This is a genomic window from Glycocaulis alkaliphilus (genome assembly GCF_004000605.1).
GTDB lineage: Bacteria > Pseudomonadota > Alphaproteobacteria > Caulobacterales > Maricaulaceae > Glycocaulis > Glycocaulis alkaliphilus.
Map to the genome: position 1 here is coordinate 2,574,812 of NZ_CP018911.1, position 25,904 is coordinate 2,600,715.

The window sequence follows — 25,904 nt, forward strand, 5'->3', positions numbered from 1 at the left end:
GCTTAATCGTAATCCGCCAATCCAGAAGCCCGCAAAAAATCTTTAAATAGGGACCGTTCGCCACCTGTCCCGGGGAGGTAGTTTCGCGAGTTTATCGCATCTCCATCAATATCTATGTTTTTAATGATTTCATAGAAAGAAGACATTTTCACGAAGTCGCCTTCATGCGACTTCAAAGCATTGTACATAGGTCTCATCAAAGACATTAAGGCGCGAAAACCATTGCTTCGCACAAGAATTTCTCCCGGTTGTGGATCATCCCATTGCCGCTGCCAATGTCTACGTACAGCCTCGAAATAATGCATGATCTGATCAGCGATCAAACCATCCTTTTCTTCAAAAAACCACCGTCTGAAAATCAACAAATCAGGGTCATATGGTCCCGCCGCGCTCCAGTGTCCCGTCGTTTTGCCAATTTCCCTATCTCGAATAATATCCTTCGTTAATAAGGGAAGGAGAGCTTGTACAACAGTAGCTTGAGTTAAAACTTCACCAAAACGCCCATCGGTAGCAACTCCAAGCCTCTTTATACGTTTATAGAACGGACTTTTCTCCGTAGAATCAAGCAGCACTGTTACTGTATGACAACTTTTCTCCGGACTTCTGCTTTTGCTATAAGAAAGCAGGTCGTAAACAAGGCTTTTGTTTACTTTGGTCTGAGCCAAATTAACGGTCGCAAATATTCCAGCCTGATCTGCAATGTCGGCATCAACAAAAATACAAACGTTAACGTCAAATTCCTCTTTGTTTATATCGGACTCCTGAAGCCCCCGAATGCGGTGCTGGCCATCCAAAACTCGGGCAATCCCGCGAAAAAGAACTGTGTTCGCATCCAGATGATCTCCTGGAACGTTCGTTAACGTCATCTTGTAGAACGACCCAGGGGAGTCCGACTTGCAAATCTCGTCGAGAGCAACCGTTCTTCCTTCTACAGCAAGCACTACTGCCGTCGGAAACGTAGCGTCCGGAAGTCGTACATATCGTGCAATTTCTTCCACGCGCTTGGTGTTCACCGTTCGCTGAATACCTAAGTATTCGTCGAGATCGTCATTCCCAATTTTCTTTCGAACGTCGAACCAAGAAATATCAATCAGCTCTTTCGCGCTCATTTTTCCGATGAAAAAGTCGCCAATTGGCTGACTGACCTTCATCACATCGAACGAAACGGATCGCGGACTCTCATTAATCATAACCAACACCCACGACCGCAGCTTCGGCATTCACCTGATCGCGATTAACTTGATCGGGACTCGGAGGTGGCTGCTCTGAAAGAACTTTAACTCTATAATATATAAAAAAGGCACCGATAAATAGCAAAACACTAACTACGCTATGTAAAATAGTAAATGACGTCTCCAAATTCGGTATCAAAGCAATAAATGGCTTTTGTGCTATATACATGGCTAGCATAGCTATGCATGTCAGAACGAACACAAGCGACCATGCCCGCACCCAAGTGAGATTATTATGAGATTTCAGCTGTATTGTAATAAAAACAGATGCAGAAACTGAAGTTGCATAAAAATACAAATCTCCAGATAGAAATACTTCTATAATTAAATATCGCCAACTCTCTAGAATAAGAGATGCCATATAACCTAAGATCAGCGGAACCAACGAAAAAACGGCCAGAATGATAACTTCACGTCGTGCATCTTTTTTGCCAGACCTAGAGGCATGTTCAATTGAAAAACTATCAAACACTGCATCTACCTTTTTTCACGAGCGAGCTCCGATTGAGAACTCGAATTATACGTATAGGTACGCCAGTCCGGAGCGTAAGCGCCATCCGCTTGATTGCCCCAATTGTGCCAGCCTAGGCGAGTCCCTCGCGAAAACAATTCCAATCTCGGCCCCGGTGAGCATGCTTCGATAATGTCGTATTGCTCAACGGGCTTCCGCGAGTGCTCCATTTTTCGCGTCGAGATGATATTCACTTGGCTCCGTGCAGGAGCAAGTGTTCGCGGGTTCGGGCCGCGCACGCCAAATAGAAGCAACTCAGTAACGTTGCGGAAGTAGAAACCTACGCCGCGTCCATCTGGGCCGCCGTCCTTTCGGATCTTCTGCCAGACAAGGTTGCTCTTATATGTGAAGCCCCACGCCTGCATGAGCGTCAGGCCATCTGGAAGAAGAGCATTCGGAACCCAGAGATATAGGTGGGCTGTGTCGGCGGCGTAGTCAGTGACAGGCATTGCGCAGAGTTCTTCCAACGACATCGTTGGATACCGTGTAAGTTTACGATTTTCCGGAGCTATTTTCCCCGTGCGGTTTTTAAAGCGCCAAGGGGGGTCAGCGAGAATGGTTCCAAATCGCTTGTCGGCAAAATCCAGCATCTGAAACGCTCCCGGTGACTTGCACCGAACCGAATCCGTTTCGGTTGCTGGACCGTTAAGATCCCACCCTGCGATAAATCCCGTCAATGCGCACGTCGCCGTCCAGGATTTCCAGATAGGTTCGTATGACCTGTTCGAGCTGGTCAAGCGTTTCTATCGAGCAGAAGCCTTCCGGGTCGCGAATGATGCCGGCGGCGGCGAGCTGTTCGGCCGTCAGGATATGGCAATCGGGCTGGTGATAGGTGGTCATGTCCGCATAGACGAAGAGCACGCCATAGGTGATGGCGTCCTGGCGGGGGACTTGCGCGATATAGATATCGCCCGACAGGCGGCGCAGCCTGGCATTCTGGTGCGGGAAGTTCGGCGCATCCGAGCTATAGCGGCGCGAGAAGAAGCCGTAATCGATACGACCCTGCCACGTGACCCCGCCCCATTCCACGCCCTCTGTATCAAACGGCGTATGGGTGTATTCGCCCGGCGGCATGGCGCGCCTGGCATCGCGCGCGCCGATCAGCTCCTCCTCGCTGGTAAAGCACCCGGCGAGCAGGAGCGCGGGCGCGAGCAGGAGGAGCTGGGCGAGCCTCCTCATACCGGCGCGCAGGCCGCTTTCAGCCAGGCCGCCACGTCAGCCTCCTCCGCCACCAATGGCCCGATCTTGTCCAGCACCGCCGCATGATAGGTATTGAGCCAGTCACGCTCCTCTGCGCTCATCAGGCTCACATCCACCAGGGCGGTATGGATGGGCGCGAAGGTGAGGGTTTCAAAGCCCATCATTGGCCGCTCGCCGCCGGGCAGATCCTCCGGCGGGGTGACGACCTGCAGCGTCTCGATGCGGATGCCCCACTTGCCCGTATTATAAAAGCCCGGCTCGTTACTGAAGATCATCCCCGGTTTGAGCGCGATCGTGTTGGGCGCCTTGGCGATGCGGCCCGGCCCTTCGTGTACGGAGAGATAGCTGCCGACCCCGTGGCCGGTGCCATGGTCATAATCCATGCCCGCCATCCATAAGGGCTGGCGCGCCAGCGCATCGAGCTGGGATCCGGTGGTGCCTTCAGGGAAGCGGATGCGCGCCAGCGCGATATGGCCTTTGAGCACCAGGGTGAAGGCGCGGCGCATGTGGGTGTCCGCCTCGCCGATGGGCACGGTGCGGGTGATGTCGGTGGTACCGTCCGGGTACTGACCACCGGAGTCCACCAGATAAAGCGTGCCGCGTTCAAGCTTTCTGACCGTCTCGGTCGAAACCCGGTAGTGCGGCAGCGCGCCGTTCGGCCCCGCGCCGGAAATCGTCTCAAAGCTGATATCGCGAAATTCAGGCAGCGCCCGGCGGAAACTTTCCAGCTTCACCGCCGCGCTGATCTCGTCTTCATTCCCGGACTGGGCGTCTGTATCCAGCCAGTGGAGGAAGCGCACCATGGCCGCGCCATCGCGGATATGGGCTGCGCGCGCGCCCTCCACCTCGACCGCATTCTTGATCGCGCGCGGCAGGGCCACCGGATCGGCGCCGCGCTTCACAATCGCGCCGGCTTTTTCAAGCTGGTTGAAGACATGGGCGCTGGTGATGGCCGGGTCCACCAGAACGGTTTTTCCGGTGAGCGCGGCGAGCGCGGAATCGAAGCTGTCTTCAGATTCGATGGATATCTTGTTGCCGTCTACAGGATAGAGGTCAGAAACCCCTTTTTCGGGGTCGAAATACCCAGAAATCGACCCGTCCGATAGTATAATTGCCCGTCCCAGACCTATAGGGGCGCAGGCGACGTCTCCGCCGCGCAAATTGAGGATCCAGGCCACCGAAATCGGGTCTGACAGCACGGCCGCATCGGCTCCCGCCTCTTTAAGTGCCTGAGAAACCTCATCAAGTTTCGCCTCCACGCTGCGCCCGGCAAGCGTGACGGGGTGGGGATAGATCTTCGCTTTCGGGGCCGCGGGGCGATTTTCCCAGATTCTATCCACCGGGTTCTCGTCAACTATCCGCATGTGGATACCGGCGCGTGAGGCCGCTGCCTCTATCCGCGCAATGGCATCGGGGCTGTGCAGGCGGGCATCATAGCCGATTATCTCGCCTTTACGGGCGTTTGCGGCGATCCAGCCCGCGATTCCGGGCTCCGGAAAGCCCTCGAATGCGAAGAGTTGTCCATCAACCTGGTCGCGCACCTGCAGGGTATAGCGCCCGTCGGTAAAGATGGCGGCCCTATCCCGCATCACAATCGCCGCCCCGGCACTGCCCGTGAAGCCACTTACCCATGCCAGACGGTCCGCGCTGGCGGGGACATATTCGTTATTATACTCGTCCTCATGGGGCACGAGGAAGCCGTCAAGGCCGAGGCGCTCCAGCTCTTTCCTGAGCAGCGGCAAGGCTTTACGGCCATTGGCGGGGCCGCCCTTGGGGGTGAAGGTCTGGATGGTCTCGAGGGGGATAATTTGGGTCATGGGGGCAAGCTAATCCCCCTGCTGGCGGCGATCAATCGGGGCGTGCTGCGGGCCATCTATCCGGCGGGGCGGGGCCGGACTATCCGGAGGACAGGGCGGGCGATCCGGCAAAAAACTGTCACACACAACAAGGGCTAAACGCTATATAGGGCGGGGATAGTTGACCCGGAGTCCGCCATGATCCGCTTCGCTGTAGCGCTGCTAGCCGCATTTTTCCTCAATATTTCAATAACTTATGCTGATCCGGGCGCGCGCTTTGCTGACGGCCATACCCGCGCCCCCGATACTAGTCCCCATGCGGCGCTGGAGGCACAAGTCTCTGATATACTTGACAGATTCGCCGCCGAACTGGGTCCGGACGCGCTGGTCGCCCTCACGCCCGAAACCGCCCTCGCCTTCCTGACCGGGGAAGAAAGGTCTTATCTTTCAACGGCTTTCGTTCATTTCTCCATTGATCGCCCGGCCCGCATCTATGTCGCCTATGACGGCATGTATGGCGAGCGGCCTTTCTGGCTTGACGATCTCGGCTTTGAACGCCGCGAAGATATTGATTTTATTGTTGATTCTGAAGACCCCTACGAGGTCTGGCAGCGCGAGTACGAGGCTGGAGAGATCCGCCTTGGCATCCCTTCCTTCTCCGGCGAGCTTAAACCCTATGTCGTGTTGGCGGCGCCTCTGGATGGCGGTGAAGCCATTGAAATTACACCGCTTGTTGACGGCACGGATGTGCAGATTGCCGCTGAGGGCGGCGAGCCCTTCATCGACGATAATGACTATTTCAACGCCCTGCCGGCAGAACTCGACGGCCTTCCCGTACTAAGGTCTTATGAAAGCTGGGAGTTTGTCTCCCGCATGGTCGGCTTCTTCCGCACCACGGATTACCCGTCCTCAAGCCAGCCCGATCACATCATCCAGACCTGGCAGGGCGATCCGCGCGAGGAGATCACGATCCAGTGGCGCACAAGCGCGGACGCGGCCAGCGATCCGGTGCTCTGGTATGCCCCTGAGAATGAAACGGAATCCGTCTCTTACGTACGCGCCGGGACGGTGACGTTGCGCAGCCGGCAGATCGTCAATGACCCGGCTGTGGACTTCCACCGCGTGCGCCTGACCGGGCTGGCGCCGGGTACACGATACGCGTTCGGCGTCAGCGCCGATGGGGGCGAAAACTGGAGCGAAGTGAGGCACTTCCACACCGCAGGTGAAACAGGGGCAGAGACCTGGCAGTTCGCCTATCTGGGCGATCCGCAGAACGGGCTGGATGAATGGGGCGATCTCATCCGTCAGGGCTATGAAAGATTTCCCGAAATCCGCTTCTGGATGATTGCCGGAGACCTGATCGACAAGGGCACCGAGCGCGATAACTGGGACCAGTTCTTCGCCGAAGGCTCCACCGTTTTCGACCGTTCAGCCGTGGTCCCGGCCATCGGCAATCATGACAGCCATGGCGGCCACCCCACCCTTTATCTTCAACAGTTTGCCCTGCCCGATAATGGCTCTGAGCACCTTGATCCGGGCCGCACCTATCACCTTACCTATCAGGACATGCTGATCGTGGTGATGGACTCCAATTACGACCTGATCGAGCCGGAAACGCAGACCGAATGGCTGGACCGCGTGCTGGGGACAAGCGATGCCCGCTGGAAAGTGGTGATCTACCACCATCCTTTCTACGCCTCGCGCCCTGGCCGCGATAACGAGCCCTTGCGCGATGCCTGGGGTCCGATCTTCGACCGGCACAATGTCGATATAGCCTTCCAGGGCCACGACCACGCCTATATGCGCACCGTGCCCATGAGGGATCACCGCCCGGCAGAGCCGGGTGAGCACGGCACCATCTATCTGGTCGCGGTTTCCGGCACCAAGATGTACGAGCAGGAATTGCGCGATTTCGTCGCCTTCGGCACCACGAATGAGCGCACCTATCAGATCATCGATATGGACTCAGCCGCCGGCACCCTCTCCTACCGCGCCATCAATGCGGACGGTGTGGAGATCGATGCCTTCGCGCTGGAAAAGGAATAATTCTCAGCCGCGTCCCGTACTCGCGCCCGAGCAGGTTTGGTCCTAGAAAGGCGTTCTTACCGGAATGCCTTTCGGGTCATCTGAGGAATAATCCATGTCCACACTCTGGCGCCTGCTTGCCATCGGTCCGGCCGCGCCCCTGAAGGCCGCAGATGCTGCCCTGAATGGGTGGGAAGACGGCCCGATGCTCTCCTGGTCCTTCTTCGAGGACGGCAGCGAAGAGGTCTGGCGGCTGGACGTGCTTTTCGGTCAACAGATCGATGTGGAAGGGTTCCTCGACGCCATCGGGCTGACGGGCGCGAACATTGATGTGCAGTTCGCCCCACTTCCCGAAGAGGACTGGGTGCGCCTCTCGCTGGCAGGCCTGCCGGCGGTGAAGGCGGGCCGGTTCGTCATCTATGGGGAACATGCCCGCCGCCCGCTGGAGCCCGGCGAGCTTGGCATCGAGATCGAGGCGGGCCCCGCCTTCGGAACCGGCCATCACGGCACCACGATGGGCTGCCTCATCGCTTGCGACAGGCTGGAGCGTGAGGGGCTGAAAGTCGCCCGCGTGCTGGATCTGGGTTGCGGTACGGGGGCGCTTGCCATCGCCGCGGCGCTGGTCTGGCCCAATGCCGATGTGCTGGCGACCGATATCGACCCTGAAGCCGTCACCGAGACCGAGATCAATAATGCCAAGAACGCTGTGGCTGACAGAATTCAGGCCATTACCGCAGACGGGTTTGACCATCCCGCTTTCGAGGGTGCGGTGTTTGACCTGATCTTCGCCAACATCCTCGCCGGACCGCTGCAGGAGCTGGCGCGCGCACTGGCCGAGCGTCTGGCCCCGGACGGCCGCGCCGTGCTCTCAGGCCTGCTGGAAGAGCAGATCGAGGCGGTGGAGGCGGCTTACAGGGACGCCGGACTGGTCACGGCCCATGCCGACATTATCGAAGGATGGGCGATCCTGACGCTGAAAGGCGCTTAGCGGTCCATATCGGATATGCGCCAGCGGGCGGCGGTAACGGCCGCTTCAAGGCTCAGCCGTCCGACGATCTGCTCCAGCGTCTTGTCGGCGCGGGTATCCGAGGTGAGTTCGGCGCTAACCTCCACCCGCTCGCTCTCCTCGATATTCTCGCTGTCGAGAGCTTGCAGATGCAGCCCGCCGGAAGCCACGCCCTGCAGCAGGAGCGCGCGGATATGGGCTTCTTCCTCGCCCCGGCAGACAATGGTGACGGCATAGCCTGCGGGCAGTTCGGCGCTGTCCATGGGCTGACGGTTTATCTTCGCGGCCAGCGGGCGCAGCAGAAGGTTCACCAGCACCACCAGCACTGCGACGATCAGTGCGTAGACCAGCGCACCAGCCCCGGCGAGCACCCCCACCGCGGCAGCGCACCAGAGCGTGGCGGCGGTGTTGAGGCCGCGCACATTGAAGCCTTCACGGAAAATGATCCCGGCCCCGATAAAGCCGACCCCGGAGACGACCTGCGCGGCCACGCGCGTGGGGCTCACCTCATCCCCGCCGAACAGGGTGGAGAATACGACAAAACTGGCTGAGCCCAGCGCCACGAGCGTGTTGGTGCGCAGGCCCGCAAGGCGCTGGCGCCATTGCCGCTCAAACCCGATCAGCGCGCCCAGCAGGACAGCGGCGATCAGATTGATGGTGGACGGGATGATCAGCGGATCAAGCATGACGGGGCACCATACGGGAAAAAGGGCAGGCCAAGCGATAGCACGCCCGGCCTGCCCTTCAACCCTTAAGCCTAGAACTCGACGGCAAAACCCACGGTGAGCCAGTTGGCCCGCTCACCATCGAGATTGCGTCCATAGACGATATCGAGAGCAACATTGCCGTCGAACAGGAAGGGGCGGATGCCCGCCTGCCAGCCGGGGCGATTGCCTTCAGAGCCGAAGACTTCGCCAATCAACTCCAGCCGGTCATGGGCCATCACTTGCGCAGCCATGCCCCATACACCGGCGGTCTCGTTCTCGGTAAGGTCGCGCTCCACGCCTGCATTGAAATGCAGGTTGAGGCGCTCATTGACCGGCAGCGACAGCGGCACCACGGCGTAGATCGTGTCGGCATTGCGGATCACCCCGGCATGACCGCTGCCCACCGACAGGGCGAGGCCAACCCCGTGCTCCTCAATATCGCGAAAGGCGATCTTGGCGGCAGGGGCGAAGGTGGTCGCCCATTCGCCATCAGTCCGGCGGCGCTCCAGCGTCAGCTCGAACTCGACAAACGGGAGGGCCTCGAACACATAGCCCGGCGAGACCAGGTAGAGCACCTGATCGCCATTGCTGGCCCAGCTCGTCCAGCTTTCCAGCTTGAACTTGCCCGGCGTGGCAACCCCTGCATCATCGACAGCATAAGGGCCACCATTTGCAAGTGCAGCAGAAGACATGCTGATGCCGGAAGCCGCAGCAATTAAAGTAAACAGAAAGCTTCTCATCGAGCTCACTCCTGTTGATTGGGGCTGTTTATGCCGCAGCAGATGATACATCTAGCAGAGCAGTTGCTATGGTGAAGTAAATCATCACGCCCGCCGCATCGGCGATGGAAGTAATGAGCGGGGCGGATGCCGCTGCCGGGTCGAGCTTCATCCGCGACAGGATGAAGGGCAGGCTCATCCCGATGATAGAGCCGACCAGCACAATCACCACCATGGAAAGCGACACCACGAGGGCGACTTCCGGCCCGCCACGGAAAATGCCGATGGCAGATACCGCAATGGCCATGGTGATGCCGAGCAGAAGCGCGACAAAGCTCTCACGCCCGATCATCTTGCCCCAGTCAGAGAGCTTCACATCGCCAACTGCCAGACCGCGCACCATCAGCGTGGCAGCCTGTGAGCCGGCATTGCCGCCGGAGTCGATCAGCAAGGGCAGGAAGAAGACCAGCGCCACATAGGCCATGATCGTGTCTTCGAAATAGGCGATGCCTGCGCCGGAGAAGATGTTGCCGAAGACCAGCAGCACCAGCCAGACGATACGCATGCGGTAGAGCACGAAGGTGGAGGCGGTGCGCACATTGGTGATGCGCTTCATGCCGGGCACATAGCCCTTCTGGTCGCTGCCCACGTCCTGAACACCACCGGCGCGGTAAAAGTCCTCGGTGGCTTCGGCCGCCTGCACGTCCATCGCGTCGTCAGCCGTGATGATGCCGACCAGCGCATCGCCGCCATTGATGACGGGAATGGCCAGCAGGTCGTACTGGGCGATCTTGCGGGCGGCCTCCTCCTGGGACTCATTGGCCCGTACGAAGATCACCTCGCGTACCATGATGTCACCGACGAGGGCCTCGTCCGGCTCGGTCAGCAGGTCACGCAAGGAAACCACCCCAATCAGGCGGCGGTCCTCATCGACCACGTAGGAATCGTAGATCGTCTCCTTGTTGGGGGCCTCGCGGCGCAGCCTGGCGATGGCCTCCACGGTGGTGAGGTCTGCTTTCAGCGTGGCGTAGTCCGAGGTCATGATCGCCCCGGCCGTGCCTTCGGCATAGGCCGAGAGCTTGCGGATGTCCTCGCGGTCTGCGCGCGCCAGCACGGGCAGAAGCCGGTCCTGCAACTCTTTGGGCAGGGCGTTGAAAAGGTCGGCCCGCTCATCGGGTGACATCGCGGTAATGAGGGCTGCCAGCGCATCGCGCTCCATGGCGAGCGCCGTTTCCGCCTGCATGGCGGCCGGCAGATAGCCGAAGACTTCACCCGCCCGCTCTACACTGAGTGCGGTCAGCACACGGGCCACTTCTTCCGGGCTCAGCGTACCAATGGCATTGGCAATGTCCGCCGGGTGCAGGCTCGCCAGAGCTGTCTTGATGGATGCTGTATCGTTATTGTTCAGAAAGTCGCGGATCGCAGCCGCGATGTGATTACTCGTCATGTCAGAACCTCCTGACAGGGCGTTGCAACAGGCCCGTCAGAAGACTGTCAGAGGCGCACCGGCCTCCTCGACATGAGAAGGTCAGCGCGCGCCGGACATCCCGCCACGAGCGCAAATCTCGGATTGGTCGCGCAGGCCGCCACGTCCTGTGGAACGCATCACGGCCCGCCTACTCGACGGATCGTCCATGATCGGCCTCCCTGCCTGCCGGCAAGCCCGCATCAGGGGCATGCGCGACGCGCGTGCTGCGGGCCTTTTGCGGCCCGGCACACAGATGATAACGAAGCGAGACGAGATTGGTTCTCACACCCGCGCGAATGTCTGACCCTCAGGCCATCAAACGCGGGTGGATCAGACGGAAACGCGGGTCCTGTAAGGACGAGCCGCTGCCGGATCACCCGGCGTCTAAAGGCCGGAGGGCGTTGTGTTGTGTTCAGCCCGCGTCAGACGCGGGCTACTGGAACTGCCGTCCATCAAAGTGTCCTTGATTGTCGCCTGCCGTCAGCAGGCGCGCAGGGAGTTACCCCGCGCCACTTGGCACGTCAACCGGACGTGTTTTGCACAGTGGGAGTTTAGTGACCGGAATTCAGGATCAGTTCCAGACAGGCATCGATATGCGCCTCGATCTGGCGGGTCTCGATCGAGTTCCTGCCGGTGAGAATCTCATATTCCGGAGCCAGCACGATCGGCAGGGAGAACGCGCCCGACAGCACGAACATGAGATGCGTCGGATCACCCGCCGCGATCAGCCCCTCGCTCTGCGCCGATACAATCAGCGCAATGATCTTGTCGTTCAGCGGCTTCTGGTGCCGGGCAATCAGCCATTCCAGGCGCGGCGTGCGCTCGGCGCCCTCCTGCAGCAGGAGGCGCATGTGTTCAGGATGGGCTGCCAGCGTCGTGATATGGGCGCGGATGGCCGCCTTGTAGAAGGGCAGGCCGGTCAGGCCATCCGTGCTTTCCAGCTCTTCAGCCAGCTGCGCGTTGACGCGCGCATAGAGGCGCTCCACCGCCGCTTCCCACACGCCCTGTTTGGACTTGAAATGATACATGATGAGCGGCACCGGCGCGCCGCAGGCGCGCGCCACATCGCTAACCGACGCGCCGGCAAACCCGCGCTGGGCAAACAGGGTGATGGCCGCGTCCAGGATGCGGCTCTGCGTCGCCTCTCTCTGGGCCTCGCGCTCATTGGTGCGGGCAGGCCGGGATCGTGTTTTCGTATTCATAATCGGAGGATTAAAGCCTTTGGGGCGGCAGGTCGATAGGGCGCACTGGCAGCAATCACTTTGCCCCTCGCCCTTCGAGGCGCCCCTACAGGGGCTCCTCAGGGTGAGGGGGCCGCAGATTTTCCCTCATCCCTCGGCCACGTGGTGCTCGAAGGACAAGGGAAAATCGTTTGCGAGCTGGTCCTCACGCCTTCTCGACAAAGCTCGAAACGACCTTCTTCTCGCCGGCCTTGTCGAAGGCTACCGTCAGCTTGGCGCCATCAGCAACTAGAATCCGGCCATAGCCGAATTTCTGATGGAAGACCCGGTCACCGCGGGCAAACCCGCCAGCGCCAGTGTCCCCACTCTCGATCAGCTTCGCCTTGCCTTCGATCACCCCCGGATCGCGCCGTGCGCCGCTTTCCTGCGCCGCCTTGAAGCGCTTCCACCCCGGACTGTCATAGGCGGAGCGGAAGGGATCGGCAGGCTCTGAAACGCCCGCAAAACCCGGCCCCGCATCATAATAGCCGGTCTCGGATTTCGCCTCGGCATGCTCAGGCGGCAGCTCGTCGATAAAGCGCGAGGGCAGAACAGACTGCCAGCGCCCGAAAATCATCCGGTTGGCGGTAAACGAAATGATCGCCCGCGCTCTTGCCCGCGTGATGCCGACATAGGCCAGGCGGCGTTCTTCCTCCAGGCTCGCCGTACCGCCTTCATCCAGCGAGCGCTGGGAAGGAAACACCGTCTCCTCCCAGCCGGGCAGGAAGACCAGCGGAAACTCCAGCCCCTTGGCGGCGTGAAGCGTCATCAGGGACACTTCATCGCCGGTTCCGCCCTGATCGAGATCGGCCACCAGCGAGACGTGTTCGAGGTAGGCTTCCAGCGTATCGAACTGGCCCATGGAGCGGACGAGTTCTTTCAAATTGTCGAGGCGGCCCGCAGCCTGCGGGCTCTTGTCCTCGCGCCACATCGCCGTATAGCCGCTTTCATCAAGGATGATCTCGGCCAGCTCGTCATGGCGCATCGTGTCGGCCTGCAGCCGCCAGCGCTCGACATCGCGCAAAAAGACCTGAAGCGCGGTGCGCGCCTTGCCGCGTATCTCGTCGGTCTGGACCATCAGGCCCGCCATCTCGCTCATCGAGACACCGGCAGAGCGGGCAGCCGAGGCGATCTTCTGCACGCTGGTCTCACCGATCCCGCGCTTGGGCACGTTCACGATCCGCTCGAACGCCAGATCGTCCTCCGGCGAGCGCACCAGGCGCATATAGGCGTGGGCGTCGCGTATCTCGGCGCGTTCAAAGAAGCGCGGCCCGCCAATAACCTTGTAGGGCAGGCCCAGCATGATGAAGCGGTCTTCAAACGCGCGCATCTGCCAGGAGGCACGCACCAGAATCGCAATATCATTGTGCTGGTTGCCTACGCGGACAAACGCCTCGATCTCGTCGGCAACAAAGCGCGCTTCGGCCTCGCCATCCCACAGCCCGCGCACCTGCACCTTCTCGCCGGGATCATCGTCGGTCCAGAGCGTCTTTCCGAGGCGCGCGCGATTAGTCTTGATGAGCCCGGAGGCGGCACCCAGAATATGGCCCGTAGAGCGGTAATTGCGCTCCAGACGGATCACGGTGGCGCCGGGAAAATCGGTCTCGAAGCGCAGAATATTGTCCACTTCCGCGCCGCGCCAGCCATAGATGGACTGGTCGTCATCACCCACGCAGCACACATTGCCCGACCCGCGCGCCAGCAGGCGCAGCCAGAGATACTGGCAGACATTCGTGTCCTGATACTCGTCCACCAGAAGATAGCGGAAGCGCCTGTGATAGAGCGCCAGCACATCGGCATGCTCGGTGAAGATCGTCAGATTGTGCAGCAGCAGATCGCCAAAATCACAGGCATTGAGGACTTTCAGCCGCTCCTGATAGAGCCGGTAGAGCAGATCGGCCTTGCCGTCAGCGAAGGTCCAGCGATCTTCCTCTCCCAGCTTTTCCGGGCGGATGCCGCGGTTCTTCCAGCCATCGATGAGGCTGGCCAGATGGCGCGGCGTCCAGCGTTTATCGTCAATGCCTTCAGCCTGCAGGATCTGCTTGATCAGGCGCAGCTGGTCATCGGTATCAAGGATGGTGAAGGAGGATTTCAGCCCCACCAGCTCGGCATGACGGCGCAGTATCTGCGCGGCGATGGAGTGGAAGGTCCCAAGCCAGGGCAGACCCTCCACCGCCTCACCGATGATCGCGCCGACGCGCTCCTTCATCTCGCGCGCAGCCTTGTTGGTGAAGGTGACGGAGAGGATTTCCCACGGGTTTGCCCGGCCCGTGGCGAGGATATGCGCCAGCCTGGTGGTCAGCACACGCGTCTTGCCCGTGCCTGCCCCGGCCAGCACCAGAACCGGGCCGTCGGTCGCCTCCACCGCGGCGCGCTGCTCGGCGTTCAAGCCTTTGAGGTAGGCGGGCAGGCCCGGCTCTCCGCCGGACGGCGGACGGGCGGAAGCCTGCTGGGAAAGGGGTATGGAGCTCATGGGCGCGCGGACAAGTCTGATCTCGATTCGGGGCTGGGCACGGAAAGGTAGCACGCGCGCCGCCCATCTGCAGGGCTGAGATCAGATTATCTCAGCGCACCGTTCGGGGCACAGCATTGCCGCTTGCAGTTTTACCCGTTTTTGCACAATGCTGTGTTAAACACGGTTATTGCGGGCAAGCAGCCGATGCGTGACGAAGCTTTCGTGTCGGTGGTGGATGACGGGCTGTTGCGCGGCGTCTGGTACGTGGCTTCCCCCGCCTCCAGGCTGAGACGCCACAAGCCGTTGAACGCCCGAATTTGCGGCAACGCCCTCACGTTTCACCGCCACGCTGCTGACGGAACGGCCAGCGCCGTTGATGAGGCCGGCCATCCTGTCACCGTGTGTGAGCAGGACGGGCTCCTCTGGGCATTCATGGGTGACGCGATTACGCCTGAACCGGCAGGCCCTCCACCGGCCTTTGACGGCCCTGGCAGGGGCCGTGTCCGTTTCGTCGAAGAGGCGTTGCTGCCCTGCCATATCGATGATGCCGCCTATGGGCTGCTGGACCCGGCGCACGGGCCTTATGTGCATGCAAGCCCGATCTGGCGCAGCTCCAAGACGCTGAAAGACAAGGCGAAGGATTATGTGCCGAGCGAGCTGGGCTTCACCATGGTTCCGCACGCGCCCGTCAATTCCAGGCTCTACAACATCATTGGCGGATCAATCCGCGTCACAATCGCCTTCCGCCTGCCGGGCCTGCGCGTTGAGCGCATATGGAACGAGAAGCACACCGTATTGGGCGTCACCGCCCTTACCCCGATTGATGCGGGCCAGACGATCATTCGCCAGATATTCTACTGGGACACCCCCATACTGTCGGCGATCCGCCCCTTCGCCCGGCTCGTTACCCGGCCTTTCCTGCAACAGGACGTCCACATCATGGCGCTACGCCAGAAGGGGCTGGCATTCGGGGCAAAAGGCATGCTGATCCGCGACGCTGACCAGCTCTTCATCTGGTACCAGCGCATCAAGAAGGAAATCGGCGAGGCACGTGCTGAGCGCCGCGATTTCGTGAATCCGGTCAAGCCCGCCACCCTGCGCTGGCGGACGTGACAGGCCAATGCTAAACAATCATAGAATGTAATCAGCTTGCGCCGAAGTGCCGGGAAGAGCGACGATGAACAAATCCTCGACCGAGATTATGCCCAGCGCTCCTCCTTCAGATAAGCCAGCCGCTGCCAACCCCACACCCAATCCACTCTTCCAGCAGATGGAAGAGTGCGAGCTACCCACAGAGGTGCAGTGGGGGTATCCTGCGGGCGATGAGGAGTGGCAACCTACCCCCTGAAGCCTAGCGCCACGAGATAGGTCTCCGAGCTGTCAGACCGGCTGGCCGCCGGCTTGGCGTGCTTCACCTTGTCAAAGCGCGGCTTCAGCCGGGCGAGTATCTCGCTCTCGGTGCCGCCCTGAAACGCTTTGGCGATGAAGGCGCCGCCCGGCTTCAACGTCTCCAGCGCGAAGTCTGCCGCCGCCTCGACCAGGCTGACAATGCGCAGATGGTCGGTGCTCTTGTGGCCGGTGGTCCAGGGAGCAAGGTCAGACATGACAAGGTCGGCAGGTCCGCCGAGCGCCTCTTTCACAGCCTCCGGCGCGCCGGGATCAGTGAAATCCATCGTCATCAGGACCGCCCCCGCAATGTGGTCCATTTCCAGAAGGTCAATGCCGACAACATGGCTGGCCCCGCGCTTGAGCGCCACCTGCACCCAGCCGCCCGGCGCCGCGCCCAGATCGGCAATGCGCATGCCGGGCTTCAAAAGCCCGAATTTCTCATCCAGCTCGATCAGCTTGTAGGCCGCGCGCGAGCGATAGCCTTCGGCCTTGGCCCGCTGCACATAAGGGTCGTTGAGCTGCCGCTCCAGCCAGCGCTGGGAGGACACTTTGCGCTTCTTGGCGGTCTTGACGCGCTCATGAAACTGCTTGTCGGCGCGCTTGCTGCCCCCGGCCGTTACAGGGCCGGAGCGTCTGCGGCGTTTTTCCTCAGGCGGATCATCGTCTTTACCCGAACTCATGCTTCAACTCCTGATGGTCCGGACTTGCGCACCCGTCCCTTGCGGCCACGCCGGCCCCGCTTGCGCCTGGGATAGATGAGGTTGAGCAGCAGGCCTTCGCGAAGCCCCCTGTCACCCACGCGCAGGCGCGGCACCGGCCAGCCATCCATCACCGTTTCCAGGATGGCGCAACCGGCCACCACCAGATCAGCCCGTTCGGTGCCGATACACCCCTCGCCCGCGCGCCCTGCCGCGTCCTTGCTGGACAGCCGGTCACAGGCAGCGCGCGCTTCGTGCGCCTCCATCCATGATCCGTCCACCCGGTTGCGGTCATAGCGCACGAGATTGAGATGAACCCCGGCCACGGATGTTACCGTGCCCGATGTGCCGACCATATGGGCCCTGCCCTGCTCGAACAGGGAGCGCAGGCGGCGCGCACCCTTGGGAATGCGCGTTTCCTTGCGCACTTCCGCCTTCATGGCCTCATACCAGGCCAGGCGCTCTTCAGGTGTGGCATTTTCCGGTTCAGGGCAGCGCTCCGACAGGGTGACAACGCCCAGCGGTATGGTCGTCCAGCCGCGAATGCCCGGACGGCCCGCATCGGGATAGCCGCCACGCTCGCGCCACTCGGCCAGATCCAGCCAGCAAAGCTCGGTCGAGCCGCCGCCAATATCCACCACCACGGCCGCGTCAAAGCTGTCATCAAGCAGGTCCAGACTGCCCTGCACGGCCAGCCGGGCCTCTTCTTCAGGCGAAATGAGATCAAGCTTCAGGCCGGTTTCCCGCTCCACGCGGTCGAGAAATTCCTGACCGTTCGAGGCCATGCGGCAAGCCTGCGTGGCCACCGCGCGCAGCTTTGTGACCTTGCGGCGTTCCAGCTTCTGCGCGCACACAGCCAGCGCCTCGACAGCGCGGTCCATGGCCTCGTCGGACAGGACGCCGCTGGCACCCAGCCCCTCACCCAGCTTCACAATGCGTGAAAAGCTCTCCACCACGCGAAAGCTGCGCCCGGCTCGGCGCGCCATCAGCATGCGGCAATTATTCGTGCCAAGGTCTATCGCGCCGTAAATGACATCGTGCCGGTGCCGGCCTTTGGATGTATTGCGCGAATCGGCCCCCGGCCGTTCGCCGGGGTCATGCGTATCCATGAACTGTCTGGTCCTGCTTCCGGCCTGGCTGGCAAGGCGCGCAACCTTTCGGCGCGCAGCCCGTTGCCGGACAAAGCCGGTCTGGTTCGTGTGTTGAAGACTATGATAACACGATTGTGACAGGATGACAGATGTTTGGTTCGCCAGCGTGTCATGCAACATAGGGCTGGACTTGCTGAAACGACGCCATACCTTAGAGTTAAGGCTCTGTACAAAAAAGAGGTTTTCCGTGCGCAGCGCACAATTTGCGATTGGCGATGTGGTCCGCCACCGGCTCTTCCCGTTCCGGGGCGTCGTCTTCGATGTCGACCCGCAATTTGCCAATACCGAGGAATGGTACCAGTCCATCCCCGAGCGCGTCCGCCCGCACAAGGATCAGCCCTTCTACCATGTGCTGGCAGAGAATGAGCAGAACTACTACACGGCCTATGTATCCGAGCAGAACCTCCTGCCCGACGCGCATAACGGCCCGGTGGGTCACCCTGAAGCGGCCGCCGTATTCGAAGGCTTTGACGGCGCCCGCTACAAGGTAAAGCCGGAGATCGCCTCGAAAGCGAACTAGGGCCGGGCGGGGTGCCCGCACCTTCGTTTGACATGTTCAAGGATGCCCGACCAGGTGGGACGTCCCATTTCAGAAGCCAGCTTCCGCATTCTGGATTTCTGGGTATCGGTTCAGGACCGTTTCGGCGCGTGCAACCAACTCACTGCGCAAGCCTGCTCCGTTCAAGGCATAGTCCAAGCATTCGAGCTGAGCTTTTAGAGTTGCGCTTGCCGCCATTGGGACAGACCCGCGACGATAGTGCTGCGGTTGTTTCTGGAAGCGCCGGTTGAACAGCCTGTCATGGTGGGCACAAATGTTCCGGAGATCGACAAAGCCCGGCACCCAAGAATCAAACACCGGAAGCGCTGCGACTCCGAAATGGGAGGCAATGTTAGCTCGCAGCGAGTTCCCAAGGGTCGTATAAAGCCGAGTTGCTGTCCCGAAGGTCAGAAATTCCTTCAGCATCCAGATCGGAGGCAGCGGGGGGTCAGTATAGGTTGTCCGATAGTGTTTGGCGCGTTCGTCTTTCGACTGAGCGAAAACTGCAAGAATTTTAAGAAGGGCCTCGTTGTGCTCCTTTGCCCCTTTGAATACATCATCCACAAAATAGGGGTGGCTGCCGTATTTGGAGCTGAGCACCTCCGACAGTCTGTTTCGAAATGCCAACTCGAAGCGCCCCACTCCCATGAAGCAAATGTCCCGTAGTTTGGTGTCGCACTCGTACAACCGCAATATATGATTATAGGTCGTCCCCGGGCGAAAAGGCTTGTCGGGCTGCGTGTGGTCGCGTCGGCTTAGAAAGTAGATACGAAGGCGCTCATAGCCAATTTCCTCCACCTTGCGAGCAGCGACGTTTGGACGTTTGACTTGCAGGCCACGCCGTCGGAGGTGAGCAATGCGCTGTGCGGCGGTAGCGTGCTGCTTAGTGTAAGGATTATTTGTCATTCAAAATAAGAAGGGCCACCCTTTTGCACCTCTTTCGAGAGTGTGGCGGCCCATGACGAAGTTCTTATACTAAATTTCCGACCAATTTTCAACGTCAAATATCAATTTGCCGATACGGGGCAGTTAGCAAGCTTAGGCTAGCGCGCATAGCGCACCACGTCCTGCTCGATGGCACCGAAGATCGACTTGCCGGATTTGTCCCGCATGTCGATGCGGATCGTGTCGCCCGGCGTCATGAAGGGCGTTTTCGGCTTGCCGTCATTGATCGTCTCGATCATGCGGATTTCCGCGATGCACGAATAGCCCTTGCCACCTTCGCTGACCGGCTTGCCGGGGCCGCCATCCTGCTTGTTGGAGACGGTGCCCGAACCGACAATCGTGCCTGCCGTCACGGGCCGCGTCTTGGCCAGATGGGCGATCAGCTCAGGGAAACCGAACGTCATGTCGACACCGGCGTCCGGCTCGCCGAAAAGCTGGCCGTTATATTGCGAGCGCAGCGGCAGTGAGAGGCGCGCGCCGTCCCAGGCTTCGCCCAGCTCGTCCGGCGTCACGGCGACAGGTGAGAAGGCCGTCGGCGGCTTGGACTGGAAGAAGCCGAAGCCCTTGGCCAGCTCGCCGGGGATGAGGCCGCGCAGCGACACATCATTGCAGATCATCACAAGGCGGATCGCCTTGGCCGCCTCGTCAGCCGTGCAGCCCATCGGCGCATCGCCGGTAATGACAGCCACTTCACCCTCGAAATCGAGCCCCCAGCTGTCATCGCCGAGCGGAATGGAGTCGCGCGGGGCCAGGAAGGCGTCAGAGCCGCCCTGATACATCAGCGGATCGGTCCAGAAGCTTTCCGGCATCTCGGCGCCGCGTGCTTTGCGCACCAGCTCCACATGGTTCACATAGGCCGAGCCATCGGCCCACTGATAGGCGCGCGGCAGGGGCGAGAGCGCTTCATGCTCATGAAAGCGCGTCCGCGGGATGGTCTCGCGGTGCAGCTCGTCTGAGAGGGTTTCCAGCTTCGGGGCAGCCACGTCCCAGTCATCAAGCGCGGCCTGCAAAGTCGGCGCAATGTGAGATGCGTCGGCGCACCAGGCGAGATCCTTCGAGACCACGACCAGACGGCCATCGCGGCGGCCATTCTTCAGGCTGGCAAGTTTCATCGCTAAAGGCTCCTTTGCGCGTCAGGCGCGTTCAGAATGAGGGGGAAGGGCGGGCGCCACAGCTTCAAACTGGCCATCAGCCATCAGCCATTCAAGCTCACCGTCTGCAATGCCAAAGCGCGCACCATGAAGGACCAGTGTTCCGGCCTGCACCCCTTCAGCGATGAAGGGGAAGGACATCAGGCGCTCACGCGAGCGGCGCACCGAGCGCAGCTCCATATCATCACACAGATCATCGACAGGTGCGTCTGCGCCGAGCTCCCGGCAGGCTTCCGCGTGGACCGGCGTCAGCGGTTCAAGCCATTTGCGCACGAACTGGGTGTCTTCCGCCGCACCCGTGGCGGCCGCAGCCACGCCGCCACACTGGCGATGGCCCAGCACCACGATGTTCTTAACTTTCAGCACCTTCACCGCATATTCCAGCGCGGCCGAAACGCCGTGATGCGCGGAGTCCGGCTCATAAGGCGGGACCAGATTGGCGACATTGCGGATGATGAAAAGCTCGCCCGGCCCGGCATCGAAAATGGCGGCCGGATCGACGCGGCTGTCAGCGCAGCCAATGACGAGCGTTTCAGGGCTCTGCCCCTTGGCGAGGGTCTGCCAGATGCGTTGCTTGCGCTCGAAGCGCTCGGCACGGAAGCGGGCAAAGCCCTCATGCAGTCGGGTGGGTATCATGTCTGGCGGTCTAGCCTTCGATTGGGCGCGCGGCAAGCGCGGCTATGTCAGAAGCGCTCGGCGCGCACCACCTGCACATCGGACACCATCACAATGCCGATCTGGCGCTCCAGCAGCGCATAGACGCGCTCCAGAACCGTGTCGAGAACCGCAGGGTCAATGATCACCAGAACCATCACCATGCGCCCGGCGCTGGTGATCTGGCCCTCGCGTGACCAGCTGCCATTGGCACCGCGCCCGGACTTGGCGGGCAGCACCGTCCATCCCTTCACGCCCGCCTTTTCCAGCACGCCCTCAAGGCGCGGCACGGCGGGCATCTCGATAATGATCTCAAGGCGCTTTTTCAGACTGGTCTGCATCGGTCTAGCCTCCAGTGCCGGTTACAAGCCGGGCGAGCCAGAAATAGAGCGGAATACCCGCCACCAGATTGAACGGGAAAGTAATCCCCAGCGCCAGGGTGAGCGAGATGGCAGGCCGCGCTTCGGGCAGGGCAAGGCGCAAGGCCGCTGGCACGGCGATATAGCTGGCGGATGCGGCGAGCGTCATGAGAAGGCCGAGGCTGCCGCCGTCGAGCCCCACAGCCAGCCCCGTTCCCATGCCTGCCAGCGCCCCGATAAGCGGCATGTAGAGGCCAAAGCCGATAACGCCGGGCTTGAGCACGCGCCAGTTGCGCAATAGCCCCCTGCCCGCCACCAGCCCCATATCGAGCAGGAAGAGGCAGAGCACGCCGCGGAAAATGTCGTTGAAGAAGGGGGAGACGGCCATCATGCCGCGCGGGCCGGTCATCCAGCCGATGAAGAACGCCCCGATCAGAAGCACGATGGAGCCGTTGGCGGCAATCTCTTTCAGGACCGTGAGGCGGCTTTCCGAATGCCCCTCCCCGCCATTGGAAGCGCGCGCCGCAGAGCCCGCCAGTATCAGTGCGGTGACGATGGCCGGGGCTTCCATGGCGGCTGCGACCGCCACCATGAAGCCCTCGCCGGGCGTTTCCAGAAAACGCGCTGCATCACTCGCGGCGATAAACGTGACGATGGAGATGGAGCCGTAATGAGCGGCAATGGCGGCCGCATCAATGCGCCCGACCTTCGTGGTCAGCATGAGAAGGCCAAAGCCCAGAACGGGCAGCAGCGCGGAGAGCACGATACCCGCCAGAATGGCCCCGCCGACAGACCAGTTCAGGTCGCCTGCGGCCATTTCCGCGCCGCCCTTGAAGCCGATCGCCATCACCAGATAGAGCGACAGCGCCTTGGCGATGGCCTCGGGGATGGAAAGGTCTGAGCGGACGAAGGCCGCGATCAACCCCAGCACGAAGAACAGGATGGGCGGGGAGATCAGATTGGCTTCCGCCAGCGTGAGAATGTCCATGCCCCGCCCCGGTCAGATGATCGCTACTCGGCCGCCTGTTTCGGCTTCCATGAGTGAACGTAATCGAGATTCTCGACGCTGGCAGCGCCCTCGCCCACATCCAGCGGATCGCGGGTGTCGATCATCACGGCATATTCGTCCGTGGCGGGCTTTTTCTGCGTGAACATATTGGCGAGCGCCTTGGGGTGCGGGCCGTGGGTGAAGCCTGCCGGGTGGAAGGTCATCATGCCCGCATCAATGCCGTCGCGGCTGAAGAAATCACCCGCGTGGTAGAACAGCACCTCGTCGTAATCGTTATTATTGTGGAAGAACGGCACTTTGAGCGCGCCCGGATCGGTCTCGAAGGGGCGCGGCGCAAACGTGCAGATCACGAAGCGGTCCGACAGGAAGGTCGTGTGGGCGCTCGGCGGCACGTGATAGCGATGGCTCATCAGCGGGCGAATATCACGTACATTCAGGCGCACCGGATAAAGCTCGCCATGCCAGCCCGCGGCATCGAGCGGATTATAGGGGTAGGTGATGCGGCTGACTTGCCCACGCTTCTTCACATGGACCACCCATTCATGGTCCTCATCGGCCTGCTGGGCGAAATACGCCTCATCCATGGCAGGCACATCCAGCACGGCCGGATCAAAGATCGCATGCGGGCCGAGCAGGCCCCGGTCAGGCAGGGTGTAGTGGGTGTTAGTGGCCTCCACGAGCAGCACGGACGTCGCTTCGGTCGGCACCAGCCGCCACATCGTCGCGCGCGGCAGGATGATGTAATCGCCCGCCTCGTAAGGCAGATGGCCGAAATCGCAGAACAGCGAGCCCTTGCCGGTATGGATGAACAGGAGCTGGTCGCCATCGCCATTGCGGGCAAGGCCGCTCATGGGCTTGTCCAGCTTCCACAGGCGTATGTCGCAGCTATTGTTGAAGAGGACGGAGGGGCTCGACCACGGCACGTCGTCCGGGCGGTTCAGCTTGGTCAGATCAAAGGCGCGCGGCTGCAGCGGGCCCTCAAACTTCACCCAGCCGGTCGGCGGGCGCTTGTGATGCAGGAAGGCGGCGGGGCCGAAAAACCCCTCCTTGCTCATCTCGCGCTCATAGGGCGCATGCTCGGGCAGATCGGCATGGGCCTGCCGGGACGCCTCGCCCTCGCTGCGGGAGGTGTAGATCCATTTGCGCGCCATCGTTCAGTCCTCCATTCGGGCCGGAACACCAATTTAGTTACATTTGAAACTAAATGGAAGGGGGTTCCGGCAAAGGGGCTTGTCCGCGCAATCTGCCTGAACGCTGGCAGGCTGGCAAAGGAGACCAGACGCCCTATTGCGCCGTACAGGCCCGGAAAGCCGCTGCCGTATCCTGGCGCTCTTCCAGCGCCTCATAGACGGTCCAGTGCAGGTCGGAAGCGATCATGGCCACGCCCGCATCGGCAAATCCGGCATAGATGGACGTATCGCCGCTCTCCAGCACTGCGCTGTCAATGTGCCACAGCGTGCCGGCAACGGGAGGAATGCCAGCCTCCAGCAAATGAGCCCAGACAGACGGGTCGAGCTCGCGCTGTACGCCAGCCCAGCCGATGAGGCGGGCCGGATCGACACCGGCGGCGGTCAGCGCCCCCAGACGTTCGGGATCGGTCAGCTGGATGGAAATGACCACATCGTCGCTCACGGCTGCGGCGCGCAGCGCGTCCTCCGCCTCATAGGTAATCACCATGGCGTAGGAGAGGGCGTCATTGGCGAGGATCGCCTCCACCAGCTCCTCCACCGGCACGGTGCGCTTCAGGTCCAGCTGGACGAAGGCGCGGCCGCGCGCCCAGCTGAGCACTTCTGACAGGCTGGGGATACGATAAGGGGTCAGCTCACCCTCATTATCGACCAGCTGGAATGCCGACAGCTCGGCGAAGGTCAGTTCGGATATATTCCCGGTTCCGTTCGTGGTCCGGTCCAGGCTCTCATCGTGCATCATGACCAGCACGCCATCGGCAGTACGCCGGACATCCATCTCCAGCAGCATGGGCCCGCCCGAAAGCGTGTTGGCGAAGGTTTCGATCGCGTGTTCCGGATAGCCCGGCTCCACGCCGCCCCGGTGGGCGCTGACCAGCGTCACCTCACGTTCCATCAGGCAACGCAGCACGTCGGGGATGAACTGTCCTTCGGGCGCGACCGCCGCCACCAGGGGTTCGGGCAGGGTCGCCGGCGCAGATTCGGTTTTAGCCAGGCGCCGCTCGGCCTCCGATACCACACCGCTCGGCTCGGGTATCTCGATCTCGCCCACCGGCTCCGGGCAGGCAGCGAGCATGAGGGCAAATACCGGTGAAAGAAGTGCGGTGCGGTAGCGGTGCAGCATGGAAAATCCTCAGGCGCCGTGGAGATGAAATTTGTGCAAGCGTTCTAGACCGGTTGTGTGACAGGCGTCAGTACGCGGCATGATGTGGTGTCATTCCGCAAGGTGATGTCCTCCCCCGTTTACGGGGGAGGTGTCAGCGCAGCTGACGGAGGGGGGAACTTTCTTGCAATCCCCCCTCGGCTCTTCGAGCCACTCCCCCCGTGAACGGGGGGAGACACCCCGCCTGCACTGTATGAAGAGAGGCAACCCTACTCATCACCATAGATGGCGACATAAGGCTCGCGGCGTTCGCCCCAGCTGGCGCGGTACATGCCCGGCGTATTCATCGCCCAGACCGGCTGGCCGACAAACAGCATGACGATGCCGCCATCCCCGCCATCGGCTTCGAGGCGCTCCATCATGCGGTCAGCGGCCATCTGCGCGGCGGCTTCAAACCCGTGTTCGATCATCAGCCGGTCGGCCTCGTGGCAGATCGTGGCGGCGACGTTGAAGCGGATGAAGTATTCACCCGTACCGGTCGCAGAGAGCCCGCAGCGTTCGTCGGCCCAGGTGCCCGCGCCGATGATCGGCGTATCGCCCACCCGCCCCCATCTCTTGGCGGTCGTGCCGCCCGTCGACGTGCCAGCGACGGTGACGCCATGAGTGTCCATCACCACCACGTCGACCGTACCGAAGCGATGCTCGCGCTCCATCAGATCAAGCGCGCCTTCGCGGATCGGTTCCGGGTCCGGCGCGCCTTCAGGACGCGGCGGAACGGGAAGCCCCAGACCCTCCAGCTGACGCTCCAGCCCCTGCCAGCGCCGCTCGGTGAAGAAGAAGGACTGCTCTGCTGTCTCCAGCCCGCGCTCGGCGGCAAAGGCTTCAGCCCCATCCCCGATCAGCATGACGTGCGGGCTGTGCTCCATCACGGCGCGGGCCAGCGAAATGGGATGGCGTACCCCGGTGACGCCAGCGACCGCCCCGGCAGCGCGCGAATTACCCGCCATGATGGAGGCATCCAGCTCCACACGGCCCTCGGCGGTGAACACCGCACCGCGCCCGGCATTGAAGAGCGGATCGTCTTCGAGCGTCCGGATCACCGCCTCGACCACATCCACCCCGTCCGCGCCGCCGGACAGCATGGCGCCGCCCAGTTCCAGCGCGGCCTGCAGCGCGGCCCGGTAGGCGGCCTCGGTTTGAGCGTCCATGGCGCCGCGTTCGATCACGCCCGCCCCGCCATGAATGATGATGGACCATTCCAGCTCGCCCGCGCTTGCGTTCCGCGCCTGCGCGGCAGGGGCGGCAAGGGCAAGGACAAAAAGGGCGATCAGGGCGCGGATCATCGTCAACTCCATGACTGGCTGGCAGGGGTCAGAATAGCC

24 protein-coding genes are annotated in these 25,904 nt (G+C 61.3%); 4 read left to right on the forward strand and 20 right to left on the reverse strand.

Annotated features, from left to right (window positions below; all coding sequences use genetic code 11):
- Positions 1-2 precede the first annotated feature (2 nt).
- The 5 genes from X907_RS12285 to X907_RS12305 are packed head-to-tail and all read right to left on the reverse strand — an operon-like array spanning position 3 to position 4,760.
- Positions 3-1,220: a DGQHR domain-containing protein gene (locus tag X907_RS12285; protein ID WP_127568427.1), complete on the reverse strand. Its 1,218-nt coding sequence runs from the start codon at positions 1,218-1,220 to the stop codon at positions 3-5.
- Positions 1,183-1,704 (reverse strand): hypothetical protein, encoded by a 522-nt coding sequence (locus X907_RS12290; protein ID WP_127568429.1) that lies wholly within the window; start codon positions 1,702-1,704, stop codon positions 1,183-1,185. Before X907_RS12290 ends, X907_RS12285 begins: the two co-directional genes overlap by 38 nt.
- A gap of 5 nt (positions 1,705-1,709) precedes the next feature.
- A complete protein-coding gene (locus tag X907_RS12295; protein ID WP_127568431.1) occupies positions 1,710-2,333 on the reverse strand; it encodes an MT-A70 family methyltransferase in 624 nt (207 codons plus the stop codon).
- A gap of 55 nt (positions 2,334-2,388) precedes the next feature.
- Positions 2,389-2,922: a hypothetical protein gene (locus tag X907_RS12300; protein WP_127568433.1), complete on the reverse strand. Its 534-nt coding sequence runs from the start codon at positions 2,920-2,922 to the stop codon at positions 2,389-2,391.
- Positions 2,919-4,760 (reverse strand): aminopeptidase P family protein, encoded by a 1,842-nt coding sequence (locus tag X907_RS12305; protein WP_127568435.1) that lies wholly within the window; start codon positions 4,758-4,760, stop codon positions 2,919-2,921. Before X907_RS12305 ends, X907_RS12300 begins: the two co-directional genes overlap by 4 nt.
- A 177-nt stretch (positions 4,761-4,937) precedes the next feature.
- On the opposite strand from X907_RS12305, the gene X907_RS12310 reads away from it, so the two are divergent.
- On the forward strand, positions 4,938-6,785 hold the full coding sequence (locus X907_RS12310; protein ID WP_127568437.1) for a purple acid phosphatase family protein: 1,848 nt from the start codon (positions 4,938-4,940) through the stop codon (positions 6,783-6,785).
- Between the two features lie 94 nt (positions 6,786-6,879).
- A complete protein-coding gene (locus tag X907_RS12315) occupies positions 6,880-7,752 on the forward strand; it encodes a 50S ribosomal protein L11 methyltransferase (RefSeq protein WP_127568439.1) in 873 nt (290 codons plus the stop codon).
- On the opposite strand, the gene X907_RS12320 is transcribed toward X907_RS12315, so the two are convergent.
- The 5 genes from X907_RS12320 to X907_RS12340 all read right to left on the reverse strand — a co-directional run bounded on the left by X907_RS12320 (position 7,749) and on the right by X907_RS12340 (position 14,357).
- Entirely contained in the window at positions 7,749-8,456 is a 708-nt protein-coding gene (locus tag X907_RS12320; protein ID WP_127568441.1) for an MgtC/SapB family protein, read from the reverse strand. The two genes, X907_RS12315 and X907_RS12320, sit on opposite strands and share 4 nt — an antisense overlap.
- A 71-nt stretch (positions 8,457-8,527) precedes the next feature.
- Positions 8,528-9,169: a hypothetical protein gene (locus X907_RS12325; RefSeq protein ID WP_127568443.1), complete on the reverse strand. Its 642-nt coding sequence runs from the start codon at positions 9,167-9,169 to the stop codon at positions 8,528-8,530.
- A 76-nt stretch (positions 9,170-9,245) separates the two neighbouring features.
- Positions 9,246-10,643: a magnesium transporter gene (gene mgtE / locus X907_RS12330; RefSeq protein ID WP_127568445.1), complete on the reverse strand. Its 1,398-nt coding sequence runs from the start codon at positions 10,641-10,643 to the stop codon at positions 9,246-9,248.
- A 572-nt stretch (positions 10,644-11,215) separates the two neighbouring features.
- Positions 11,216-11,866 carry a TetR/AcrR family transcriptional regulator gene (locus X907_RS12335; RefSeq protein ID WP_127568447.1) on the reverse strand — a complete coding sequence of 217 codons (651 nt, stop codon included), beginning with the start codon at positions 11,864-11,866 and terminating at the stop codon, positions 11,216-11,218.
- A gap of 184 nt (positions 11,867-12,050) precedes the next feature.
- Entirely contained in the window at positions 12,051-14,357 is a 2,307-nt protein-coding gene (locus X907_RS12340) for an ATP-dependent helicase (protein WP_127568449.1), read from the reverse strand.
- Between the two features lie 186 nt (positions 14,358-14,543).
- On the opposite strand from X907_RS12340, the gene X907_RS12345 reads away from it, so the two are divergent.
- Positions 14,544-15,452, forward strand: coding sequence for an SRPBCC family protein (locus X907_RS12345; protein ID WP_127568451.1), 909 nt, complete (start codon positions 14,544-14,546; stop codon positions 15,450-15,452).
- Positions 15,453-15,676: 224 nt separating this feature from the next.
- Here the strand turns inward: X907_RS12345 and X907_RS12350 are convergent, their stop codons facing one another.
- Together X907_RS12350 and X907_RS12355 are read right to left on the reverse strand one after the other, a co-directional pair.
- Complete coding sequence (locus X907_RS12350) at positions 15,677-16,408, reverse strand: RlmE family RNA methyltransferase (protein ID WP_127568453.1); 732 nt, start codon at positions 16,406-16,408, stop codon at positions 15,677-15,679.
- Positions 16,405-17,535, reverse strand: coding sequence for a Ppx/GppA phosphatase family protein (locus tag X907_RS12355; protein ID WP_127568455.1), 1,131 nt, complete (start codon positions 17,533-17,535; stop codon positions 16,405-16,407). Before X907_RS12355 ends, X907_RS12350 begins: the two co-directional genes overlap by 4 nt.
- A 229-nt stretch (positions 17,536-17,764) precedes the next feature.
- Between X907_RS12355 and hspQ the strand changes: the two genes are divergently transcribed.
- Positions 17,765-18,097, forward strand: a complete 333-nt coding sequence (hspQ, locus tag X907_RS12360) for a heat shock protein HspQ (RefSeq protein WP_233352363.1) — start codon at positions 17,765-17,767, stop codon at positions 18,095-18,097.
- Positions 18,098-18,166: 69 nt separating this feature from the next.
- Here hspQ and X907_RS12365 read toward each other — a convergent pair whose 3' ends face one another.
- From X907_RS12365 to X907_RS12400, 8 genes are all read right to left on the reverse strand, one after another.
- The gene (locus X907_RS12365) at positions 18,167-19,021 is read right to left on the reverse strand and encodes an Abi family protein (protein ID WP_127568459.1); all 855 of its coding nucleotides are present in this window, start codon (positions 19,019-19,021) and stop codon (positions 18,167-18,169) included.
- Between the two features lie 137 nt (positions 19,022-19,158).
- On the reverse strand, positions 19,159-20,172 hold the full coding sequence (locus X907_RS12370) for a fumarylacetoacetate hydrolase family protein (protein WP_127568461.1): 1,014 nt from the start codon (positions 20,170-20,172) through the stop codon (positions 19,159-19,161).
- 21 nt (positions 20,173-20,193) lie between these two features.
- Entirely contained in the window at positions 20,194-20,847 is a 654-nt protein-coding gene (locus tag X907_RS12375) for a carbonic anhydrase (protein ID WP_127568463.1), read from the reverse strand.
- A 47-nt stretch (positions 20,848-20,894) separates the two neighbouring features.
- Positions 20,895-21,206 (reverse strand): P-II family nitrogen regulator, encoded by a 312-nt coding sequence (locus tag X907_RS12380; protein WP_127568465.1) that lies wholly within the window; start codon positions 21,204-21,206, stop codon positions 20,895-20,897.
- A 4-nt stretch (positions 21,207-21,210) separates the two neighbouring features.
- Positions 21,211-22,212, reverse strand: a complete 1,002-nt coding sequence (locus X907_RS12385; protein WP_127568467.1) for a sodium-dependent bicarbonate transport family permease — start codon at positions 22,210-22,212, stop codon at positions 21,211-21,213.
- Positions 22,213-22,235: 23 nt separating this feature from the next.
- On the reverse strand, positions 22,236-23,384 hold the full coding sequence (locus X907_RS12390; RefSeq protein WP_127568469.1) for a homogentisate 1,2-dioxygenase: 1,149 nt from the start codon (positions 23,382-23,384) through the stop codon (positions 22,236-22,238).
- A gap of 133 nt (positions 23,385-23,517) precedes the next feature.
- Entirely contained in the window at positions 23,518-24,543 is a 1,026-nt protein-coding gene (locus X907_RS12395; protein WP_127568471.1) for a glycerophosphodiester phosphodiesterase family protein, read from the reverse strand.
- Positions 24,544-24,791: 248 nt separating this feature from the next.
- On the reverse strand, positions 24,792-25,865 hold the full coding sequence (locus tag X907_RS12400; protein WP_127568473.1) for an isoaspartyl peptidase/L-asparaginase family protein: 1,074 nt from the start codon (positions 25,863-25,865) through the stop codon (positions 24,792-24,794).
- Positions 25,866-25,904 lie beyond the last annotated feature (39 nt).

Bases quoted from the DNA above. Each gene is read 5' to 3' on its own strand.
- X907_RS12355 (WP_127568455.1), bottom strand. From the start codon at position 17,535: ATGGATACGCATGACCCCGGCGAACGGCCGGGGGCCGATTCGCGCAAT.
- X907_RS12370 (WP_127568461.1), bottom strand. From the start codon at position 20,172: ATGAAACTTGCCAGCCTGAAGAATGGCCGCCGCGATGGCCGTCTGGTC.
- X907_RS12390 (WP_127568469.1), bottom strand. From the start codon at position 23,384: ATGGCGCGCAAATGGATCTACACCTCCCGCAGCGAGGGCGAGGCGTCC.
- X907_RS12300 (WP_127568433.1), bottom strand. From the start codon at position 2,922: ATGAGGAGGCTCGCCCAGCTCCTCCTGCTCGCGCCCGCGCTCCTGCTC.
- X907_RS12335 (WP_127568447.1), bottom strand. From the start codon at position 11,866: ATGAATACGAAAACACGATCCCGGCCTGCCCGCACCAATGAGCGCGAG.
- X907_RS12350 (WP_127568453.1), bottom strand. From the start codon at position 16,408: ATGAGTTCGGGTAAAGACGATGATCCGCCTGAGGAAAAACGCCGCAGA.
- X907_RS12380 (WP_127568465.1), bottom strand. From the start codon at position 21,206: ATGCAGACCAGTCTGAAAAAGCGCCTTGAGATCATTATCGAGATGCCC.
- X907_RS12385 (WP_127568467.1), bottom strand. From the start codon at position 22,212: ATGGACATTCTCACGCTGGCGGAAGCCAATCTGATCTCCCCGCCCATC.
- X907_RS12340 (WP_127568449.1), bottom strand. From the start codon at position 14,357: ATGAGCTCCATACCCCTTTCCCAGCAGGCTTCCGCCCGTCCGCCGTCC.
- X907_RS12295 (WP_127568431.1), bottom strand. From the start codon at position 2,333: ATGCTGGATTTTGCCGACAAGCGATTTGGAACCATTCTCGCTGACCCC.
- X907_RS12305 (WP_127568435.1), bottom strand. From the start codon at position 4,760: ATGACCCAAATTATCCCCCTCGAGACCATCCAGACCTTCACCCCCAAG.
- X907_RS12315 (WP_127568439.1), top strand. From the start codon at position 6,880: ATGTCCACACTCTGGCGCCTGCTTGCCATCGGTCCGGCCGCGCCCCTG.
- X907_RS12325 (WP_127568443.1), bottom strand. From the start codon at position 9,169: ATGTCTTCTGCTGCACTTGCAAATGGTGGCCCTTATGCTGTCGATGAT.
- X907_RS12285 (WP_127568427.1), bottom strand. From the start codon at position 1,220: ATGCCGAAGCTGCGGTCGTGGGTGTTGGTTATGATTAATGAGAGTCCG.
- X907_RS12375 (WP_127568463.1), bottom strand. From the start codon at position 20,847: ATGATACCCACCCGACTGCATGAGGGCTTTGCCCGCTTCCGTGCCGAG.
- X907_RS12395 (WP_127568471.1), bottom strand. From the start codon at position 24,543: ATGCTGCACCGCTACCGCACCGCACTTCTTTCACCGGTATTTGCCCTC.
- X907_RS12365 (WP_127568459.1), bottom strand. From the start codon at position 19,021: ATGACAAATAATCCTTACACTAAGCAGCACGCTACCGCCGCACAGCGC.
- X907_RS12310 (WP_127568437.1), top strand. From the start codon at position 4,938: ATGATCCGCTTCGCTGTAGCGCTGCTAGCCGCATTTTTCCTCAATATT.
- X907_RS12345 (WP_127568451.1), top strand. From the start codon at position 14,544: ATGCGTGACGAAGCTTTCGTGTCGGTGGTGGATGACGGGCTGTTGCGC.
- X907_RS12400 (WP_127568473.1), bottom strand. From the start codon at position 25,865: ATGATCCGCGCCCTGATCGCCCTTTTTGTCCTTGCCCTTGCCGCCCCT.
- mgtE (WP_127568445.1), bottom strand. From the start codon at position 10,643: ATGACGAGTAATCACATCGCGGCTGCGATCCGCGACTTTCTGAACAAT.
- X907_RS12320 (WP_127568441.1), bottom strand. From the start codon at position 8,456: ATGCTTGATCCGCTGATCATCCCGTCCACCATCAATCTGATCGCCGCT.